This is a genomic window from Anaerostipes hadrus ATCC 29173 = JCM 17467, from assembly GCF_030296915.1.
Taxonomy (GTDB): Bacteria; Bacillota; Clostridia; order Lachnospirales; family Lachnospiraceae; genus Anaerostipes; species Anaerostipes hadrus.
This window is the reverse complement of sequence record NZ_AP028031.1, coordinates 1,713,763-1,734,684: the sequence shown is the minus strand read 5'-3', so window position 1 is coordinate 1,734,684 and position 20,922 is coordinate 1,713,763. Positions and strand designations below refer to the sequence as shown.

20 protein-coding genes are annotated in these 20,922 nt (G+C 38.5%); 15 read left to right on the top strand and 5 right to left on the bottom strand.

Annotated features, from left to right (window positions below; all coding sequences use genetic code 11):
- Window positions 1-14 precede the first annotated feature (14 nt).
- On the bottom strand, window positions 15-1,355 hold the full coding sequence (locus tag QUE18_RS08480; protein WP_009204512.1) for a butyryl-CoA:acetate CoA-transferase: 1,341 nt from the start codon (window positions 1,353-1,355) through the stop codon (window positions 15-17).
- A 227-nt stretch (window positions 1,356-1,582) separates the two neighbouring features.
- Between QUE18_RS08480 and QUE18_RS08475 the strand changes: the two genes are divergently transcribed.
- The 5 genes from QUE18_RS08475 to QUE18_RS08455 all read left to right on the top strand — a co-directional run bounded on the left by QUE18_RS08475 (window position 1,583) and on the right by QUE18_RS08455 (window position 6,536).
- Complete coding sequence (locus QUE18_RS08475; protein WP_040344527.1) at window positions 1,583-2,968, top strand: L,D-transpeptidase family protein; 1,386 nt, start codon at window positions 1,583-1,585, stop codon at window positions 2,966-2,968.
- A gap of 15 nt (window positions 2,969-2,983) precedes the next feature.
- A complete protein-coding gene (gene mnmM / locus QUE18_RS08470) occupies window positions 2,984-3,538 on the top strand; it encodes a tRNA 5-(aminomethyl)-2-thiouridylate-methyltransferase MnmM (RefSeq protein WP_008391517.1) in 555 nt (184 codons plus the stop codon).
- A gap of 73 nt (window positions 3,539-3,611) precedes the next feature.
- Window positions 3,612-4,763, top strand: coding sequence for a D-alanyl-D-alanine carboxypeptidase family protein (locus QUE18_RS08465; protein ID WP_009204515.1), 1,152 nt, complete (start codon window positions 3,612-3,614; stop codon window positions 4,761-4,763).
- 43 nt (window positions 4,764-4,806) lie between these two features.
- Window positions 4,807-5,157: an arsenate reductase family protein gene (locus QUE18_RS08460; RefSeq protein ID WP_009204516.1), complete on the top strand. Its 351-nt coding sequence runs from the start codon at window positions 4,807-4,809 to the stop codon at window positions 5,155-5,157.
- The gene (locus tag QUE18_RS08455; protein ID WP_008391512.1) at window positions 5,154-6,536 is read left to right on the top strand and encodes an aminopeptidase; all 1,383 of its coding nucleotides are present in this window, start codon (window positions 5,154-5,156) and stop codon (window positions 6,534-6,536) included. The genes QUE18_RS08460 and QUE18_RS08455 overlap by 4 nt, the downstream gene beginning before the upstream one ends.
- 142 nt (window positions 6,537-6,678) lie before the next feature.
- On the opposite strand, the gene QUE18_RS08450 is transcribed toward QUE18_RS08455, so the two are convergent.
- Window positions 6,679-7,044: a VOC family protein gene (locus tag QUE18_RS08450; protein ID WP_009204517.1), complete on the bottom strand. Its 366-nt coding sequence runs from the start codon at window positions 7,042-7,044 to the stop codon at window positions 6,679-6,681.
- Window positions 7,045-7,170: 126 nt separating this feature from the next.
- On the opposite strand from QUE18_RS08450, the gene QUE18_RS08445 reads away from it, so the two are divergent.
- The 4 genes from QUE18_RS08445 to QUE18_RS08430 all read left to right on the top strand — a co-directional run bounded on the left by QUE18_RS08445 (window position 7,171) and on the right by QUE18_RS08430 (window position 13,013).
- Window positions 7,171-8,646 carry a L,D-transpeptidase gene (locus QUE18_RS08445; protein WP_040344529.1) on the top strand — a complete coding sequence of 492 codons (1,476 nt, stop codon included), beginning with the start codon at window positions 7,171-7,173 and terminating at the stop codon, window positions 8,644-8,646.
- Between the two features lie 184 nt (window positions 8,647-8,830).
- A complete protein-coding gene (gene leuS, locus QUE18_RS08440) occupies window positions 8,831-11,242 on the top strand; it encodes a leucine--tRNA ligase (RefSeq protein WP_009204519.1) in 2,412 nt (803 codons plus the stop codon).
- 92 nt (window positions 11,243-11,334) lie between these two features.
- Window positions 11,335-12,036: an acyl-[acyl-carrier-protein] thioesterase gene (locus QUE18_RS08435; protein ID WP_009204520.1), complete on the top strand. Its 702-nt coding sequence runs from the start codon at window positions 11,335-11,337 to the stop codon at window positions 12,034-12,036.
- Between the two features lie 23 nt (window positions 12,037-12,059).
- Window positions 12,060-13,013, top strand: a complete 954-nt coding sequence (locus QUE18_RS08430) for an L-lactate dehydrogenase (RefSeq protein WP_009204521.1) — start codon at window positions 12,060-12,062, stop codon at window positions 13,011-13,013.
- A gap of 7 nt (window positions 13,014-13,020) precedes the next feature.
- On the opposite strand, the gene QUE18_RS08425 is transcribed toward QUE18_RS08430, so the two are convergent.
- Together QUE18_RS08425 and QUE18_RS08420 are read right to left on the bottom strand one after the other, a co-directional pair.
- Window positions 13,021-13,284 (bottom strand): hypothetical protein, encoded by a 264-nt coding sequence (locus QUE18_RS08425; protein ID WP_008391501.1) that lies wholly within the window; start codon window positions 13,282-13,284, stop codon window positions 13,021-13,023.
- 11 nt (window positions 13,285-13,295) lie between these two features.
- Window positions 13,296-13,781 carry a hypothetical protein gene (locus tag QUE18_RS08420; protein WP_015530390.1) on the bottom strand — a complete coding sequence of 162 codons (486 nt, stop codon included), beginning with the start codon at window positions 13,779-13,781 and terminating at the stop codon, window positions 13,296-13,298.
- Between the two features lie 60 nt (window positions 13,782-13,841).
- Here QUE18_RS08420 and QUE18_RS08415 point away from each other — a divergent pair, with 60 nt between their 5' ends.
- Complete coding sequence (locus QUE18_RS08415; RefSeq protein WP_009204522.1) at window positions 13,842-14,051, top strand: hypothetical protein; 210 nt, start codon at window positions 13,842-13,844, stop codon at window positions 14,049-14,051.
- A gap of 52 nt (window positions 14,052-14,103) precedes the next feature.
- Here the strand turns inward: QUE18_RS08415 and QUE18_RS08410 are convergent, their stop codons facing one another.
- Window positions 14,104-14,340, bottom strand: coding sequence for a hypothetical protein (locus tag QUE18_RS08410; RefSeq protein WP_009263905.1), 237 nt, complete (start codon window positions 14,338-14,340; stop codon window positions 14,104-14,106).
- 142 nt (window positions 14,341-14,482) lie between these two features.
- Here QUE18_RS08410 and thiM point away from each other — a divergent pair, with 142 nt between their 5' ends.
- The 5 genes from thiM (at window position 14,483) to QUE18_RS08385 (ending at window position 20,921) form a co-directional block, all read left to right on the top strand.
- Window positions 14,483-15,310, top strand: coding sequence for a hydroxyethylthiazole kinase (thiM, locus tag QUE18_RS08405; protein WP_039861944.1), 828 nt, complete (start codon window positions 14,483-14,485; stop codon window positions 15,308-15,310).
- Window positions 15,264-15,935 carry a thiamine phosphate synthase gene (gene thiE / locus QUE18_RS08400; protein ID WP_009204524.1) on the top strand — a complete coding sequence of 224 codons (672 nt, stop codon included), beginning with the start codon at window positions 15,264-15,266 and terminating at the stop codon, window positions 15,933-15,935. Before thiM ends, thiE begins: the two co-directional genes overlap by 47 nt.
- Window positions 15,936-16,050: 115 nt before the next feature.
- On the top strand, window positions 16,051-17,013 hold the full coding sequence (locus tag QUE18_RS08395) for a phospho-N-acetylmuramoyl-pentapeptide-transferase (protein WP_040344532.1): 963 nt from the start codon (window positions 16,051-16,053) through the stop codon (window positions 17,011-17,013).
- A gap of 126 nt (window positions 17,014-17,139) precedes the next feature.
- Entirely contained in the window at window positions 17,140-19,419 is a 2,280-nt protein-coding gene (locus QUE18_RS08390) for a hydratase (protein ID WP_009204526.1), read from the top strand.
- Window positions 19,420-19,439: 20 nt separating this feature from the next.
- Window positions 19,440-20,921 carry a Na+/H+ antiporter NhaC family protein gene (locus tag QUE18_RS08385; RefSeq protein WP_009204527.1) on the top strand — a complete coding sequence of 494 codons (1,482 nt, stop codon included), beginning with the start codon at window positions 19,440-19,442 and terminating at the stop codon, window positions 20,919-20,921.
- Window position 20,922 lies beyond the last annotated feature (1 nt).

The following is a 20,922-nucleotide window of genomic DNA, read 5'->3' as shown; positions in this document are numbered from 1 at the left end:
AATTGATTGTTAGCTTATTTGTTGGATCTTCTCCAGATATGAGCAGTTTCCGCATCTTTGATCAGCTGATCTCTGAAATCTGGATGAGCGATATTGATCAAGGCTTCTGCACGTTCCCATGTAGACTTACCTTTTAAGTTTGCCATACCATATTCTGTAACGATGTAATGAGCATTCGAACGAGTATCTGTAACGACAGATCCATTATGTAATGTAGGAAGGATTCTTGAGAATGTTTCCCCTTTCTTATTTGTGAAAGTAGAAGATAAGCATACAAAACTCTTTCCACCATTAGATAAGTAAGCACCCATAACGAAATCAAGCTGTCCACCGGCACCACTGATCTGACGGATTCCTGAAGACTCAGCACTAATCTGTCCATATAAGTCAACATCTACCGCATTGTTGATAGAGATAAAGTTATCGATAGATGAAATCGTAGCGATGCTGTTTGTATAATCAACAGGAGCGCTCATGCACTCTGGGTTATCATTTAAATAATCATATAATTTTTTTGTACCTGCTGCGAAAGCATAAGTCTGACGGTAACGGTCGATGTTCTTGTGAGCACCTGTGATCTTACCGGCTTTTGCAATATCAACGAAAGCATCAACATACATTTCTGTATGAACACCAAGATCTTTTAAATCGGATTCTGCGATCAAAGATCCTACAGCGTTAGGCATACCACCGATTCCAAGCTGTAAGCAGGCTCCGTCAGGAATCTGATCAACGATCAGTCTTGCAACTGCCTGATCCACTTCTGTAGCAGCTCCGCCACCACCTAATTCGTCAATAGCAGGATTGTTTCCTTCAACGATCATGTCAACTTTGGAAATATGGATACCTTCTTCGAAACCACCAAGGCAACGAGGCATATTTTCATTAACTTCGACGATAACGCATTTTGCTTTTTCAAGCATAGCTGCTGTATGAGAAGCACTTGGACCAAAGTTAAAATATCCATGAGCATCCATAGGTGCAACCTGCATCATAACAACATCTGTTCCTGGAAGACAATCACGGTAATAGCTTGGTAATTCAGAATAACGGATCGGAGCGTAGAAAGAGAATCCTTCGTTGATCCATTTTCTTTCTAAACCACCCATATGCCATGAATTCCATGTAAAATGATCTGCTGGGTTTTCAATCTGAGTGATTGCTAATGGACGCATAACGATACCACCATGAATCTGAATATTTTCAAGATCAGGCATACGTTTTGCTAAAGCTTCGTCTAAAGCAACTGGAGTAGTAACACACCATCCATATTCCAGACGATCTCCGGATTTTACGACTTTGACAGCTTCATCAGCAGTTGTTAATTTTTTTTGATATTCTTGCGTGAATGACATAATAAGTCCTCCTAAAAATAAATTCCATGAAACGATAGTTTCATTGTTAACACACTAGTTATATTCTAACATTTTGTATCAGTAAGTACAAGAGAAAACGTTAAAAAATTATCAAAGCAGTTTAAATATTTGATGAAAAATTGATTTTATAAAAGTACAAAAAAAGTGTAGTTATTTTACAAAGATTGTACTATAATATGAAATTGTATTTAGGAGGGATAAAACAAATGGAAAATAAAAAACTGACGTGGAAACATTACCTTGGAATCGCAGTTGTTGCGGTATTGGTAATTTATTTAGTGATTGGTTTTAGTTTCAGTAATAAATTCTTCTGGGGAACTAAGATCAATGGAATGAATGTTGCTGGTAAGACAGCGGATCAAGTGATTGAGATGTTTGATAAGAAAGCAAATGACTATTCATTAACGATCAAGGAAAGAAAAGACAAGACAGAGACATTAACAAGTGATCAGCTCAGAACAAAGTTTGAAGGTGCTGATGAGATTAAACAGATTAAGGAAGATCAGGGGTCTTTTGGATGGATCAAGGGCTTATTTGGTTCAGAACATTATGATAATGTGACAATGTATTCATATGATACAAAGTCTTTCACAAAAGCCTATAAGAAACTGGATGCATTTAACAACAAGAAGATGATCAAGATCGCAAATGCAAAACCAGTATACAAAGATGGCAAATTCGAGATTCAGAAAGAAGAAGAAGGAACAGAACTTAAAAAAGATGTAGCAGCTAAGAAGATTGGAGAAGCAGTGAAAGATGGTCTTTCTACTATCTCACTGGATAAAGAAAACTGCTATGATAATCCAGAGTATACTTCTGACAATGATAAATTAATCAATCTGACAAAAGATATGAACAAAAAATTAAAAGGAAGTATTACATATAAATTTGGAAAACAAGTGGTAGTTCTTGATAAGAATACATATAGCAGCTGGTTGAAGATCAAGAAAGACTATTCAGGATATACAGTAGATAAAAATGCCATGGAAAACTGGGTATTGAAATTCATGTACAAATATAATACACAGTATGGATGGCACAAGTTTAAGACACATGATGGACGTACAAAGAAGATTTACGGTGGACCTTATGGATGGCGTATCAGCAAGGATAAAGAAGTGGCTTCTGTGAAGAAGATGTTAGCAAATGGAACAACAGAGACACGAGAGCCATACTGGAGAGAAAAAGGAAAAGTTTACGATGGTGTCAATGGGGATATCGGAGATACTTATGTAGAAGTAGATATGGGAGCACAGACGGTTTACTATTTCAAAAAAGGAAAACTTAAATTCGCAACATCCTGTGTTACAGGTAAGATGACAGCAGACCGTAAGACACCGGAGTGTGTTGCATATATCCTTTATAAACAGCCAAGTGCAACATTAAGTGGACAGGGATACAGTTCTGATGTTAAATACTGGATGCCATTCATTGGAAATGTAGGTTTTCATTCTGCACCATGGAGAGGTTCTTTTGGAGGAAGCGAATATATATCCAATGGATCTCATGGATGTGTCAATCTTCCAACATATGCTGCGGCTACATTATACAAACTTGTAAGTCAGGGAGACCCGGTTGTAACATATTATTAAAAAGGAATCAAAGAAATGAGAATTACTATGACAGACTGGATTCATCGAGTGCTAGATGAATATATCAAAGAAGGAGACTGCTGTATTGATGCAACGATGGGAAAAGGTGGAGACACTTATTATCTGTGCAGTAAAACAGGAGAAAGCGGAAAAGTCTACGCCTTTGATGTGCAGGCAGATGCATTAAGACAGACCAGAGAAAAACTGGATAAACATAAAATGAATGCAGAACTGATTTTAGATGGCCATGAGCATATGAAAGAATATGTCAAAGAAATGGCAGTATCTTGTATTATGTTTAATCTCGGGTATCTTCCAGGTGGGGACCATCATCTTGCAACAAAGACCAACACGACGATTCAGGCAGTTGAAGCAGGACTTGGGATGCTAAAGACAGGTGGGATTATGAGCATCTGTATTTACAGTGGCGGTGACAGTGGTTTTGAAGAACGTGATGGGGTGCTAGAATACCTAAGTCAGCTAGATGACCGTAAGTATTTTATTGCAAGACAGGACTTCCCCAATAAGAAAAATAATCCGCCAATGCCGGTATTTATCATAAAATTATAATAAAGAGACAATGGATTCCATATACTTGTATTAAATTGAACCTTAAAGTAAGCAAAAAAGAAGGGTACAGGATATGAAAACCATTGTTTCTGTTTTTTTATATGTGATAATATGCAGTATACAGATATATGCAGTGTCAGCAGAAGAAATAAACTTAAATGCAAAGGCAGCTGTGATCATGGATGCTGAAAGTGGGAAAATCCTCTATGAGAAATCCAAAGATCAAAAAATGCCGAATGCCAGTACAACAAAGATTTTAACATGTTTATATATTTTAAAGCACTGTGATCTTGATCAGATGGCAGAAGTTTCAAAGAATGCAGCGATGCAGCCGAAAGTAAGATTAGGGGTGAGAGAAGGGGAAAAGTATAAAGTCAAAGATCTGCTCTACGGATTAATGTTAGAGTCCTATAATGATTGTGCAGTTGTATTAGCAGAACATGCAGAAGGAAGTGTGGAAAAATTTGAAAAAAGAATGAATCAGATGGCAGAAAATCTAGGTACTTTGAATACCCATTTTGTAACACCAAATGGTCTGGATGGTATAGATAAGAAAGGACGGCATGAAACGACAGCACAGGATCTGGCAAAGATCATGGCGCGATGTATTAAGAATCAGCAATTTCTTGAAATCACGCAGACAAAACAATATACATTTACAGATGGCAGCAGAAAGAGAAGATTTATCTGCAATAATCACAATGCCTTGTTATCCAGCATGCAAGGAGTGATTTCTGGGAAGACAGGATACACTTCAAAAGCAGGATATTGCTATGTGGGGGCTGTAAAGCAGAAGAATATGACGATGACATTTTCTGTTCTTGCCAGTGGGTGGCCGCCGCACAAGACCTATAAATGGAAGGATGTAAGGAAACTGGTTCAATACGTCACAGATCATTACGAGAGACGAGAGATCATTGCAGATACAAGCAAGATCAAAGAAATAAGTATAAAAAATGGTCTTAAAGAAAAAGTCTTGCTAAAAACAGGAAATCTCAAGGCAGCATTTCTGGTAAAGAAGACAGATAAGATAAAGATTGAGAGTATCTTACCCTCTTTCATTGATGCACCCGTGAAAGAAGGACAGAAAGTCGGGGAGATCAAATATTTTATCAATGGAAAAAATCAAAAGAGCGTTCCAATCTACGCAAAGCAAAGCGTAAAACAAAAAGACTACTGGTATTATTTTGAGAAAATAATTCAAAGATTTACGCTGATAGCCTAATGTGCTATGATAAAACAGATAAGAAAACAAGGGAGGCGAAACAATGCTGTTTTTAGAATATCCAAAATGCAGTACCTGCAAGAAGGCAAAGAAATGGTTGGATGAACAAGATATATCTTACGAAGACCGTCATATCATTGAAGACAACCCAACGGTCGAAGAGTTAAAAGACTGGCACGAAAGAAGCGGATTGCCACTGAAGCGATTTTTTAACACAAGCGGTATGAAATATCGTGAGTTAGGGTTAAAAGACAAATTGCCAGAGATGTCAGAAGAAGAACAATACGAACTGCTTGCAACCGACGGAATGTTAGTAAAACGCCCACTGGTTGTAGGAGATGATTTTGTGTTGATCGGGTTTAAAGAAGCACTATGGAAGGAGACATTAGCATGAATCGAGAAAATGCATGGACAACATATGAAGAAGCAGATATCAAGGCATTAGAAGGACTTTGCAAGGAATACAAAGATTTCTTATCCAATGGAAAGACAGAACGTGAATGTGTAGCACAGTCGATCGAATTGGCAAAGAAAGCTGGATATCAGGATTTAGAAGAACTGATCAAAAACCAGACACCATTAAAAGCGGGTAACAAAGTATACCGCACATGGATGGAAAAAACGATCGCATTATTCCAGATCGGAGAAGATGCGATTGAAGATGGATTAAATATCTTAGGAGCACACATCGACTCACCAAGACTGGATCTTAAACAGAATCCATTATACGAAGACACAGAGATGGCATTATTAGACACCCACTATTACGGTGGAGTTAAGAAATATCAATGGGTCACACTTCCAATGGCATTACACGGTGTTGTTGTGAAGAAAGACGGAACAAAAGTCAATATCTGTATCGGTGAAAAAGATGAAGATCCAGTAGTGGGGATCACAGACCTTTTAATTCATTTATCAGGAAAACAGATGCAGAAGAAAGGAAATGTGATCGTAGAAGGAGAAGATCTTAACGTCCTGATCGGAAGCAAACCATTAAAAGGCGAAGAAAAAGAAGCAGTCAAGAAACAGTTGTTACAGTTATTCGATGAAGAATATGGAATCGAGGAAGAAGATTTCTTATCCGCAGAGATCGAAGTCGTACCAGCTGGAAAAGCAAGAGACTTTGGATTAGACCGCAGTATGATCATGTCTTATGGACAAGATGACAGAGTCTGTGCATATACATCCTTAGCAGCTATGTTAAATGTAGAAGCACCAAAGAGAACATCTTGTTGCATCTTAGTAGACAAAGAAGAAATAGGAAGTGTTGGAGCAACAGGAATGCACTCCAGATTCTTTGAAAATACAGTTGCAGAAATCTTAGCTTTAACAGGAGATTATAATGATCTGAGGCTTAGAAGAACGCTGCAGAATTCTTACATGTTATCATCTGATGTAAGTGCAGCTTTCGATCCAAACTATCCAAGTGTAATGGAGAAGAAAAACTGTGCATATTTCGGAAAAGGATTAGTATTAAACAAATACACTGGAGCCAGAGGAAAATCAGGGTCAAATGATGCAAACCCAGAATATATCGCTCAGTTAAGAAAGATCTTTGATGAAGCAAAAGTAGCCTTCCAGACAGCTGAACTTGGAAAAGTTGACGAAGGAGGCGGAGGAACGATCGCCTACATTCCTGCTGCCTACAGCATGAACGTCATCGACTGCGGAGTTGCAGTGTTAAGCATGCATGCACCATGGGAGATCACAAGCAAATCCGATATCTATGAAGTGGAAAAAGGATATGAAGCATTTTTGAAAAACTGCAGATAAGATTTGAAAAATTGCAGGAAAATATAGTATCATAATAAAAGAAGCAGATTCAAGTAGTGATCGGGAAATTGAATCCCGGCCAAACGCTTGGATTTGCTTCTTTTTATAAAAATACCTAAAACATAGAATATCTTTCAATATACTATTTCGCAGGGATGATCTCAATCCAATATCCATCTGGATCATTAATAAAATAAATCCCCATATCATGATTCTCAAAACAAACACATCCCATTTTCTCATGGAGTGCGTGTGCTTTGTCAAAATCATCTGCAGTCAAAGCCAGATGGAACTCTTCATCCCCAAGATTATAAGGTTCTTTCTGGTCACGCATCCAAGTAAGTTCTAATAAGAAATCAGAAGATCCATCCCCGAGATAAACGATTTTAAAACTTCCGTCGGAAGCATCCTTTTCACGAACTACATCAAGTCCGAGAGCTTCTTTATAAAACTCCAAACTTTTCTCAAGATTTAAAACGTTAAAATTAAAGTGATTAAATTGAAACATATGTATATCCTTTCTTACAATTCTTAAGTTTTTTTTAAAATTATAATAACAACAAATTTACGTGTTTACAAGAACAAAATGCAAAGATATAATGATAAGAAGAATGAACGAAAAGGAAGGAGCAATATGAAAACATTTCGATTAAGATGTAAAAAACTTTGTGCAGTGGTATTAATGATCGTGACAGCATTTGGATTCTCATTTGCAACACCAAAGACTGCACAAGCGGCCAATACAAAGTATTGGATCAAAGTCAACAAACAGGCCAATGTAGCAACCGTATACCAGTTAAAGAATGGAAGATACAAACCAATCAAAGCATTCCTGGTATCTTGTGGAGGTGCCAATACACCAGCAGGTACATTTTATACACCAGCCAAGTACCGTTGGCAGACACTAATGGGACCAAGTTATGGGCAGTACTGTACAAGAGTCCATGGAGGAGTCTTATTCCATTCCGTGTGGTATTATGAAAAGAATCCTTCAACACAGTCTACGGTTCAATTTAATAAACTTGGACAGACTGCATCTCATGGATGTATCCGTTTATCAGTAGGAGATGCAAAGTGGATCTATGATAATTGTGCATTAGGAACGAAAGTTACTGTATATAGCAGCAGTAATCCTGGACCTTTAGGAAAACCAAAAGGGATCAAGGTATCTACAGCAAGAAGACAGTATTGGGATCCAACAGATCCAAGCAAGAAGAACCCATACCGTAAACAGAAAGCTACATTGACAGTAGCTAAGAAGAAAGCTCAAACAGCAGAATATGGAACTTCTTATAACGTAAAATCAGGAGTTACAGCCAAAGACAAGATCACAAAGAAGAGCTTAACAAAGAACATTACATATACAACAACAAAATATGTAAAAGGTAAATACAGAAAAGCAAAATTTTCAACAAAATCTTTAGGAACATATCGTATTAAGTATACAGTGAAATCTTCTTTAGGAGTTAAAACAACAAAGACGATGGTTGTAAGAGTTGTTGATACATTAGCACCAGTGATCACAGCAAAGAACCGTACAGTGAAAGTTAATACAGCAAACGCGGTAACAGGTGTAACAGCGAAGATGAGAAGTGGAGCTAACAGAACAAGTGCAATGACAGTGAAGATCAAAGCACCTGGAGCATCTGCTTACACAACTTATACATATGCAAAAGCCAAAGCATATAAGTTTAGTAAACCTGGACAATATGCGGTACAGTACAGTGTGAAGAATACAAACAAACCATATAGAGCAGCAACAAAGAAGATTACGATCACGGTAACAGGAAATGTAAATGCCCAGATCAATACATCTGCTGAAATTGTAACAGCACCAGCAGCAAGTACAGATCAGACAGTGATCAATGCAGTTCGTGCAGTTGTAACAATCAATGATAATGGAACGGTTGTGGCAGGAACGAATATAACAGTTACAGTTGTTCTAGTCAAAGATCAGGCAGGAACAGTCACAGCAGCGAATGTTTCTTACAAAGGTAAGAATGGAGTGACAGTGACAAAACAGATCAAAGTTCAGTTTGAACAGGCAACAACAGGAACGACAGAACAGCAAACAACATCAACAGAGTCAACAGCACAGCCACAGCAGTAAGGAATCTTAAAAAGAAGGATGTATTTTAACGATACATTCTTCTTTTTTTCGAAGTTTTTTGACGGGAGAGTTGACACGGCATTTCAGTATGATAAAATAAATAAGATTAAAGAATTTATCAGCTGTTTTCACAAAGCATAGAAAGAAGACGGCCAGAGATAGATACGGCTAGGAGGAATAAAATATGGCAACACCTTATAACCATAAGGCAATCGAACAAAAGTGGAGAAAACACTGGCAGGAACATCCTGTCAATGTAAATGACGGTAAGAAACCTAAATATTACTGTTTAGATATGTTTCCATATCCATCAGGAAGTGGCCTTCATGTAGGACATTGGAGAGGATATGTGATCAGTGATGTATGGAGCCGTTACAAATTATTAAATGGATACTATGTCATTCATCCAATGGGATGGGATGCATTTGGACTTCCAGCAGAAAACTATGCGATCAAGATGGGAACACATCCTCGTATTTCTACAGAAGCCAATATTAAGAATATCAAACGCCAGATCAATGAGATTTCCGCAATCTATGACTGGGATATGGAAGTTAACACAACAGACCCAGAATTCTACAAATGGACACAGTGGATCTTCGTAAAGATGTTCAAGAAAGGCCTTGCATACGAGAAACAGATGCCGATCAACTGGTGTCCATCATGTAAGACAGGACTTGCGAACGAAGAAGTAGTAAATGGTAAGTGTGAACGCTGCGGTGCAGACGTAACCAAGAAGAACTTAAGACAGTGGATGTTAAAGATCACAGCATATGCAGATCGTTTGTTAGCTGATCTTGATAAACTTGACTGGCCAGAGAAAGTTAAGAAGATGCAGGCAGAGTGGATCGGTAAGAGCCACGGTGCAGAAGTTAACTTCAAAGTTGATGGAAGAGATGATGAGATCACAGTTTATACAACTCGTCCAGATACATTACACGGAGCAACATTTATGGTATTAGCTCCAGAACATGAATTAGCGAAAGATCTTGCAACAGATGAGACAAGAGAAGCAGTAGAAGAATATATCTATCAGGCATCCCTAAAATCATCTGTAGACCGTATGCAGGATAAAGAAAAGACAGGTGTATTTACAGGAAGCTATGCGATCAACCCGATCAATGGAGCAAAAGTACCAATCTGGTTATCTGATTATGTACTTGCAGATTACGGTACAGGAGCGATCATGTGTGTACCAGCGCATGATGACCGTGACTTTGAATTTGCTAAGAAGTTTGACATTCCGATCATTCAGGTTATCGCTAAAGATGGTAAAGAGATTGAGAACATGGAAGAAGCTTACACAGAAGCATCTGGTATTATGATCAATTCCGGAGACTGGAATGGAAAAGAATCTTCTGAATTAAAAGAAGAAGCACCAAAGATCATCGAAGAGATGGGAATCGGTAAGAAGACAACAAACTATAAGTTACGTGACTGGGTATTCAGTCGTCAGCGTTACTGGGGTGAACCAATTCCTATCGTTCATTGCCCAGACTGTGGAGCAGTTCCAGTACCAGAAGAAGAATTACCATTGACATTACCAGAAGTTGAGAAATACGAACCAACAGGAACAGGAGAATCTCCATTAGCAGACATCGAAGACTGGGTAAACTGTAAGTGTCCTGTATGTGGTAAGGATGCGAAACGTGAGACAAACACAATGCCTCAGTGGGCAGGATCATCATGGTATTTCTTAAGATACATCGATAACAAGAATAATGAAGAATTAGTATCTAGAGAGAAAGCAGACAAATACTTACCAGTAGATATGTATATCGGTGGAGTAGAACATGCTGTATTGCATCTGTTATATTCAAGATTCTACACAAAATTCTTATGTGACATCGGAGTGATCGACTTTGATGAACCATTCCACAAACTGTTCAACCAGGGAATGATCACAGGTAAGAACGGTATCAAGATGAGTAAATCCAAAGGAAATGTCGTATCCCCAGATGATCTTGTAAGAGATTATGGATGTGATTCCTTAAGAATGTACGAACTGTTCGTTGGACCACCAGAATTAGATGCTGAATGGGATGAAAGCGGTATCGATGGAGTGCATAGATTCTTAACAAGATTCTACAAACTTATCATGGATCAGAAAGACAAAGGTGTAGAAGCTGATAAAGAATTATTAAAAGTACGTCATAAACTGATCTACGATATCACAACACGTTTAAATAACTTCAGCTTGAATACAGTTGTGAGTGGATTTATGGAATATACCAATACATTAACAGCAATGGCTAAGAAATCTGGAGTTGACAAAGAAACTTTAGAGACAGCAATTGTATTACTCGCACCATTTGCACCACATATTGCAGAAGAATTATGGGAAGCAATGGGACATGAGGACAGCGTATTTGCTCAGACATGGCCAACATATGATGAAGAAGCTATGAAAGAGGATGAAGTAGAGATCGTTGTTCAGATCAATGGTAAAGTAAAAGGAAAACTTGTCATCGGTGCAGAAGAAGACAAAGATTCTGTTCTTGCGAAAGCTAAGGAAGTTCTTGGAGATAAATTAAACGGTAATATCGTGAAAGAAATTTATGTACCAGGAAGAATTGTAAATATCGTTCAGAAATAGAATAATAAAATGGCGCAGATAACGATAACAGTGTCTGCGTCGTTTTTTTCTCAAGATCAGTAAGGATATATGAAGATCAGAAAGGCTAAAACATGTATACATTTGACAGCAGAATCCGATACAGTGAAATAGACAGAAGTGGCAGATTATCGATTCCGGCAGTGGTTGATTATTTCCAGGACTGCAGTGCATTTCAGTCTGAAGAACTTGGTGTTGGAGTAGAATATCTTGCCAATAAGAAACGTGCATGGATCCTGAATTCATGGCAGATCGTTTTGGAAAGAAGACCAGAGGAATGTGAAAAGATCACAGTTGGAACATGGGGATCTGGATTTGACAAGTTTCATGCAACGAGAAATTTTATCATGAAGACAACACAGGGGGAACGATTAGCTTATGCCAATTCTATCTGGGTATATATAAACACAGAAACAGGAATGCCAGTCAGACCAACCAAAGAAGAAATTGATGTCTACAAATTAGAAGCCCCATTAGAGATGGAATATGAACCAAGAAAGATTAAACTTTCCAGAGAATGGGAAGAAAAAGAACCAGTGAAAGTACAAAGAAGCTGGATCGACAGCAATGATCATGTCAATAACAGCTGGTATGTCAAAACAGCATTTGAACAGCTGCCACAAGATTTGGAGATCAGACAGCTGAGGGTCGAATATAAAAAACAGGCGTATGAAGGAGATATTCTATATCCAAGATATGCAAGGGAAGAACAAAGGATACTGGTAGCATTGTGTGATGAAAAACAAAAACCATATGCAGTGATTGAATGTAGATAGATATTAGATGGAAGGAAAAGCAGATGAAACAGACGAAGATCGTAATTTTAGGAGCGGGACATGTCGGAACACACTGTGCATTGTCATTGATGTTTCGTAGTCTTGCAAATGAAATTGTTTTAATCGACATAGATGAAGAAAAAGCAAAAAGCCAGGCATTAGATCTTGATGATATGGGAGCGTGTCTTCCTGCGAAAGTTGTGATTCGTTCAGGCAGTTATGAAGATCTTGACGATGCGGATATTCTTGTCAATGCGATCGGACGAAGCCGCAAGGAGGGAGAGACAAGACTTGACATGTTCGGAGATTCCATGGAACGATTGAAAGATATCATTCCAAAGATTCAAGATACAAAGTTTCGAGGAATTCTGATCAGTATTACAAATCCTGCGGATGTAGTAGGAGAATGTTTGAGGAAAGCGTTAGGTATCGAGAGATTCCGTTGCTTTAGCACAGGAACGAGTCTTGACAGCTTAAGGATCAAGAGAATTTTAGAAGAGAAAACAGGATATCACAGAAATTCCATAAAGGCATTCTGCATGGGTGAACATGGGGATTCTCAGATTGTTCCATTATCCCGTGTGTCTGTCGGAGGGAAACCATTTGCAAAACTTCAAAAGGAGTATCCTGATACGTTAGGCAAGATTACGATCGAAGATCTACAGGACGAGGTTCGACAGGCGGGCATGACAGTGATCATTGGTAAGAAAAGTACAGAATTTGGAATTGGGATCGCGTTAAGTGAGATCGTCAAATCAATCGTATACGATGAGAAAAGGATCTGGCCGCTTTCTGTCCATCTGGATGGGGAGTATGGACAGAAAGACGTGGCAGCAGGAGTTCCGGTCGTGATCGGAGCAGACGGAATAGAAGAAATTGTAGAAATGGATCTTACAGAAGAGGAGAAAAGCCAATTTGCGCATTCCTGTGATGTGATCCGCGGTTATTTAAAGAAAGCAAAAGAAATGCTTTCTTAAACCTAAATTACATGATCAGTGGACGGATCATATCGATCCGCTGCTGTTCTTCTGGAGACATGGATTCTTTCAGACCATCGATGATCATGGAAATTTCTTCGTTTGTAAAAGAAAGACCTTGTTCTGAAAGACGGCTTGAAGCCGCCATAAGGTCTGGGAGAATTAATTCAAGAGGTTTTCCGTGGCAGCTGGAGATCACAAATTTTATGATTTCCAGCTTTTTTGGGTCAAGAGAAGATAAATGATCGAATGAAATAGGATCGTCAGACATAAAAAACTCCTTTATTTTTTAAGAATCTGGTTTAACTGGTTCATAAAGTCAGAATTTGGTTTTGCTGTATTAGTACAAGGACTGTCTTTTGCCATCATCATAGGCATTAGTTTTGAAAATAGATCATTGTTTTGGCTGTCAGAAGATGAGGGAGATGAATGGTTAGTCGTATCGACAAAACGCTGATAATTTTGATAGACTTCAAACATTTGCATCATCTGAAGAATTTGTTCGATCTGCATAGCGGTTTCCTTCGGGGCGCGAAGTTTCAGAGCATTTAGTAATAATTCCATAGAAGCAGGATCTTGATCAAAACCACAGGCAGAAAGAGTCTGTTCGTTGTCAAATTCAGAAGAGATTTTTGAAAGTTCGGTTAATTTGATATAAATGGCAGCAACCTTTTTTAAGTTTGGTGGGAGATATGGAAGGGCATCTTCTAACATATTAGAAGAGTCATTACGGAAAAAATTTTCCCAGGAAGTTTGATTTTGTTCCATGATTGTCACAACCTTCAGATTTTTTCTCATATCCTATAGTATTAGGAGGTGAAAAAAATTATGAATGAAATTTTGGTAGAAGAAGAAAATACAGTTTATGAACTGGATCCTGAGTGCTTAAGGCACAAAGAAGAACAAAGACAACTGGAAGAAAAGAGGAAACAGGAAAAACAAGAGAATGATAACTATCGGATGCAGAAGAGACCAGAAAAAAGGAATCAGAACAATATGTGGATCATCTGTTTGCTGTTACTGGTGATCTGCCAATAAAAAAGAGGATGCCGGATCAAAAGGCATCCTCTTTTATCAGAAATCATTAAATTCAGCATCCACATCCGCAGCCATTGTTGTTGCCACATCCAAAGCTGCCGTTACCACAGCAGCAGAGGATTAAGATGATCCAGATCAGGCTGTCACATCCGTTTCCGCATCCGCAGCCATCATTATTTCCGCCTCCACAGCAGCAAAGTAAGATTAAAAGAAGCAGACAGCTGTTATTTCCTCCAAAGCAAGATGAACCACAAGATCCTCCACAGCCAGTTGCAGCTAAATCACTCATGTTAAAACCTCCAAAAGATTTATTTACAGTTTATAGTATTCTGGGAATTATAAAGTGTGAGAAAATTCGCCAGTATACCTTTTTTAATATTTGTGGTATAATCTGCAATGAATGCAGGAGACAGGAGAAAAGAAGGAATCAGATGAAGAGAATAGATTTTGAGAGAATTTTTGATAATATCAGAAGAGATCAGACAATGGTCCATTGTATTACAAACTATGTAACGATCAATGATGTTGCGAATATGATCCTTGCGATCGGGGCTTCACCGATCATGGCAGATGACTGGATGGAAGTTAGAGAGATCACAGCAATGTGTGACAGTCTCGTGATCAATATGGGAACTTTAAAACAAAATACAGTGAGATCCATGCTTCTTGCGGGAAAAGAAGCGAATCAACGGGGTCATCTGGTCGTGTTTGATCCTGTGGGAGTCGGTGCTTCCAGATTCAGAAAAGAAACAGCGGCGAAATTGCTTAAGCAGATCCACTTTAACGTGATCCGTGGAAATATATCAGAGATCAAAACCTTATATGAGGGCAGTGATGATGGTTATGGTGTTGATGCGAAGAAAGATGATGCTGTGACAGAAGACAATTTGGAATATGTGATTCAAATGGCAAAGAATATGGCGAAGAAGACCAAAGCAGTGATCGTGATCACAGGAAAAACAGATCTAGTGACGGATGGACAGCAGATCTATTTGATCGATAACGGTGTTTTGGATATGTCAAGGATCACGGGAACCGGATGTATGTTGGATGGCGTGATCGCAGGATTTATCGGAGCTAATCCAGATCAGATCTTAGAAGCAGTGACGACAGCAGTTAGTGCGATGGGAATCTGTGGAGAATATGCAAAGGAGAAAGCAGAAGGAACAGGTACATTGAAAGTGCATCTGATGGATGCGATGAGTAATATGAATGCAGAATGGATGGAAAGGAGCAGTCAAATTGAGAGTAAATGCTGATGCAATGACTTTATATGCAGTAACAGACAGGACATGGGTAGAAGACACTACCTTGATGGATCAGGTGAAGGAAGCTTTGGAGGGTGGAATTACCTTTTTACAGCTTCGTGAAAAACATCTTTCCAAAGAAGAATTTATAAAAGAAGCAAGAGAAATGAAAGAACTGTCCAAGGAATACAAGGTGCCATTTGTGATCAATGATAATATAGAAGTGGCTTTGGCAGTTGATGCTGATGGAGTTCATATCGGGCAAGATGACATGTCAGTAGAAGAGGCAAGAAAATTATTAGGAGAAGATAAGATCATTGGGGTTTCTGCGCACAATGTAGAGGAAGCAATAAAAGCACAAAAAGGCGGTGCAGACTATTTGGGAGTTGGTGCAGTTTGTGCAACATCAACCAAGAAAGATGCCAATGTTGTCTCTAAGGAAGAAATTAAAAAAATCTGTCATACAGTAGAGATTCCAGTGGTAGCGATCGGCGGGATCAAAAAAGAAAATATCAAGACACTAGAAGGAACGGATGTTGATGGAGTGGCAGTTGTTTCAGCAATCTTTGCTGCAAAGGACATTAAAAAAGATACAAAACAGCTGAGAAGCCTCGTAGAGGAGATGAAGCAGAAATAGAACAAAACACGCGGAGTTTATGAAAATAAGAATTGCAATATTTTAAATCCGTGATATACTAGATAATTGTGTGATAAAAAAGAGTATACTAAAAAGATAATTAGGAGGAATACCAATGTTAAATATGATTGCCGGAAGTGTTTTACCGATCACGGCATTTATCGGAGTATTTTTTGCATTTGCTGCAACCTGTATCCTGACATCCTTTTTAAATGATTGGCTGCCAAGAGATATGGGAAGAGAATTTGCACATAATGGAAAGTTATCCGCAGGAAAACCAAGAGGTGCAGGGATCATTTTTATTTCTGTATTTTGTATCGCAGCATTGTTGTTTGGAGAGATGTCTGTGGAGATGTTTATTTATCTTGTTCTTGTTTTTGTTGAAATGTTAACAGGATTTATGGATGATGCAGCAGATGAGCCATGGGGAGAATACAAAAAAGGAATTCTTGACTTTTTGGTAGCAGCAGTTGCAGCACTTAACTATATTCATTTTAATTCTACTTATGTAGAGCTTGCAACGATCGGCGTGAAATTCTATATTCCACCAGTGTTGTTCTTTATTCTTACGATCATTCTTGTATGGGCAGCGATCAATGTAACAAACTGCTCTGATGGAGTCGACGGACTATCTGGAACATTAACGATCATTACACTGGTAACGATCTATGTGATCGATCAGATCCGTGGAAATGAAACACAGTTTCCATATATTATTTTATTGTTTGTTGTATGTATTCTTGGATATTTATGGTACAATGCAACACCAAGCCGTTTGATGATGGGAGATGCAGGAAGCCGTGCCATGGGAATTTTTATCAGTTTGGCAGTGCTTAAGACAGGAAGTCCTTTCTTGTTCTTATTAGTTGCATTGATTCTGATCCTGGATGGTGGATTAGGACTTGTGAAAGTAGCATTACTTAGATTCTTAAAGATACATATTTTTGCGAATACAACGATGCCGTTACATGATCACGTTCGTAAGAAAATCGGTTGGTCTAATACACAGACTGTTTTCAGATTTGCGATCATTCAGATCGTTATTTCAATTGCAACAGTATATATGATCCTTATTTAGAATAAATAAAAATAAAATATATAGGGTGCAGAGCCTTGGTGTCTGCACCTTTTTAACGTTTTACTTCCATAAAGTGTAGAAGTATGTTATAATAACTAGAAAAATGCATTGCAGGAGGACAGATACATGATTCAATTATTTTCAGAAGGTGCATATCTGGTAGACGGAATAACTTTGGTAAAAGAATCTGAAGCCGAAGCATTAAAGCAGCTTGCAGGTGAAGTGGTATCTAAGGAAGAAGCTTCTAAGAACACCATAGCATATGGTATTTTAAGAGACCACAATACATCTGGTAACATGGAGAAACTTCAGATTAAATTCGATAAATTAACATCTCATGATATTACGTTTGTTGGAATTATTCAGACAGCAAGAGCATCAGGAATCGAGAAATTCCCGGTACCATATGTATTGACAAACTGTCATAATAGTCTGTGTGCTGTTGGGGGAACCATCAACGAAGATGATCATATGTTTGGTTTAACAGCTGCAAAGAAATATGGTGGAGTTTATGTACCACCTCATCAGGCAGTGATCCATCAGTTCGCAAGAGAAATGTTAGCTGGCGGTGGAAAGATGATCCTTGGATCAGACAGCCATACACGTTATGGAGCACTTGGAACCATGGCAATGGGAGAAGGTGGACCAGAGCTTGTAAAACAGCTTCTTAACAGAACTTATGATATCAATATGCCAGGTGTGATCGGAATTTATTTAAAAGGAAAACCAGTCAAAGGTGTCGGACCACAGGATGTTGCACTGGCGATCATCGGAGCAGTCTTTGAAAAAGGCTATGTAAACAATAAAGTTATGGAATTTGTTGGACCTGGTGTATCTAATTTAAGTGCAGATTTCAGAATCGGTGTCGATGTTATGACAACAGAGACAACTTGCCTGTCTTCTATCTGGAGAACAGATGATAAGATCAAGGAATTTTACGAGATTCATGGAAGGTCTGAAGACTTTAAGGAATTGAATCCTGGAAAAGTAGCATATTATGATGGAATCGTGGAAGTAGATTTAGATAAGATCAAACCAATGATCGCTATGCCATTCCATCCAAGTAATACATACACGATCGAAGAGGTGAATGCAAACCTTGACGATATTCTTGCAGATGTAGAAAAACGTGCATTAGTAAGTTTAGATGGTGCAGTTGACTATTCTTTAAGAGATAAAGTCCACGATGGAAAACTTTATGTAGATCAGGGAATCATTGCAGGATGTGCAGGTGGTGGATATGAAAATATCTGTGCAGCGGCTAATATCTTAAAAGGAGCAAGTATTGGTTCTGATGAATTTACATTAAGCGTATATCCTGCAAGTACACCAATTTATATGGAACTTGTGAAGAATGGAGCAGTTGCAGATCTGATGCAGACAGGTGCGATCGTTAAGACAGCATTCTGTGGACCATGTTTTGGTGCTGGAGATACACCTGCAAATAATGCGTTTAGTATTCGTCATTCAACAAGAAACTTCCCGAACCGTGAAGGTTCTAAACTTCAGAATGGCCAGATTTCTTCCGTTGCATTAATGGATGCACGTTCTATCGCAGCAACAGCAGCGAATAAAGGATATTTAACACCGGCAACGGATGTAGAAGCAAGTGATTTTATTCCAAAATATCACTTTGACAAGACAATTTATGATAATCGTGTATTTGACAGCAAGGGTGTTGCAGATCCATCAGTAGAGATTCAGTTTGGACCAAACATCAAAGATTGGCCAGAGATGTCTGCACTTCCACAGAACATGTTATTAAAAGTTGTATCAGAGATTCATGATCCTGTTACAACAACAGATGAATTGATTCCATCTGGAGAAACTTCATCTTACCGTTCTAATCCATTAGGACTTGCAGAATTTGCGTTATCAAGAAAAGACCCTGCATATGTAGGACTTGCAAAAGAAGTACAGAAAGCACAGAAAGCGATCGAAGCTGGAGAAGATGCAGCGGAAGCATTCCCAGAAGTTAAAGATATCCTGGAGACAGTCAAAGAATCTTACGCGGATGTAACTCAGGATAATTTAGGAATCGGAAGCACGATCTTTGCAGTGAAACCAGGAGATGGTTCTGCACGTGAACAGGCGGCTTCTTGCCAGAAAGTATTAGGTGGATGGGCAAATATCGCAAACGAATATGCGACAAAGAGATACCGTTCAAACCTGATCAACTGGGGAATGCTTCCATTTACGATTGATAAAGGAGAACTTCCATTTAAGAACAAAGATTACATTTTTGTTCCAGATGTCCGCAAAGCAGTGGAAGACAAGCTTACAAAGATTCCAGCATATGTGGTAAATGAAGGAATGAAAGAGATCACCTTAACACTAGGTGAATTAACAGATGATGAGAGAGAAATCATTTTAAAAGGATGCCTCATCAATTATTACAGAGATTAAAGATTAAGGAGTAAATATACATGACAGGTACATTTTGGGCGATTCTTCCGCCAGTGATTGCAATTGTTTTAGCATTAATAACCAAGGAGGTATATTTATCGCTGATGATCGGAATTGCATCGGGGGCTCTGATGTATCATAATTTTCATCTGATCAAAGCAATGGATACCATTTTTGCAATCATGGGAGAGAAAATTGGAGCTAATTGCGATATTTTGATATTTTTAGTATTATTAGGAATTCTGGTAGCACTGATCACCAAATCAGGTGCTTCCAGAGCCTATGGAAAATGGGCAGCAAAAGCGATCCGCACAAAGAGACAGGCACTTTTTGCAACGATCTGTCTTGGAGTTGTGATCTTTGTTGATGATTATTTTAACTGTCTGACAGTTGGAACGGTTATGCGCCCTGTGACAGATAAACATAATATTACAAGAGCAAAATTGGCTTATGTGATCGATGCAACTGCAGCTCCCGTATGTATTATTGCGCCAATCTCAAGCTGGGCAGCAGCTGTAGGATCATCTCTTCCAGCAGGATGCAATATTGATGGATTTACCTTATTCTTGAGAGCAATTCCATTTAACTATTATGCATTGCTCACACTTGTATTTTTGGCATTTTTGATCATTACGAATATTGATTATTCAAAGATGAAACAATATGAATTAAATGCACATTTAGAAGAGATTGTTGAAGATGAAGAAGAAGTACCGATCGTTGGACATGGAAAGGTAAAAGATCTGATCTTGCCGATTTTATTTTTGATCGCTTCTTGTATTGGATTTATGTTGTACACAGGAGGCTTTTTCAAAGGGGTTCCGCTTGCAGAGGCCTTTGCTAATTGCTCCAGTGCGAGAAGTTTGGTATTAGGATCATTTTTAACACTGATCTTTACATTTATTTTGTATATTCCAAGAAAAGTTCTTGAATTTGTAGATTTCTGTGGAAGCTTTGCACAGGGATTTAAAGCAATGACATCAGCGATCATGATCCTTTGTCTTGCATGGACATTATCAGGTGTTTGTGGAGCAGAGTATTTAAATATTCAGGGATTTGTTAAAGCAGCTGTTGGTGGAAGTACAATGGCGATCGCTGTGATGCCGGTTATCTTCTTCCTGATTTCATTAGGACTTGCATTTGCAACAGGAACATCATGGGGAACATTTGGAATTTTGATCCCAATTTCTGTTACGATCTTAAGTGCTAATTATATGATGATGTCAGTTTGTGTAGGAGCGATTCTTGCAGGAGCTGTTTGTGGAGATCATATTTCACCGATTTCTGATACAACGATTCTTTCGTCTGCGGGAGCGCAGTGTAGGCACATAGACCACGTGGCAACACAGATGCCATATGCATTAACAGTGGCACTTTGTGCAAGTGTTGGATATATTTTGTCAGGAATTACAGGAAATGGATATATTGGACTTGCAGGAGCAGCAATAAGCCTTGCACTTGCTATGATGATCATTGTTATAACTGCAAAACGAGGAAGATAAG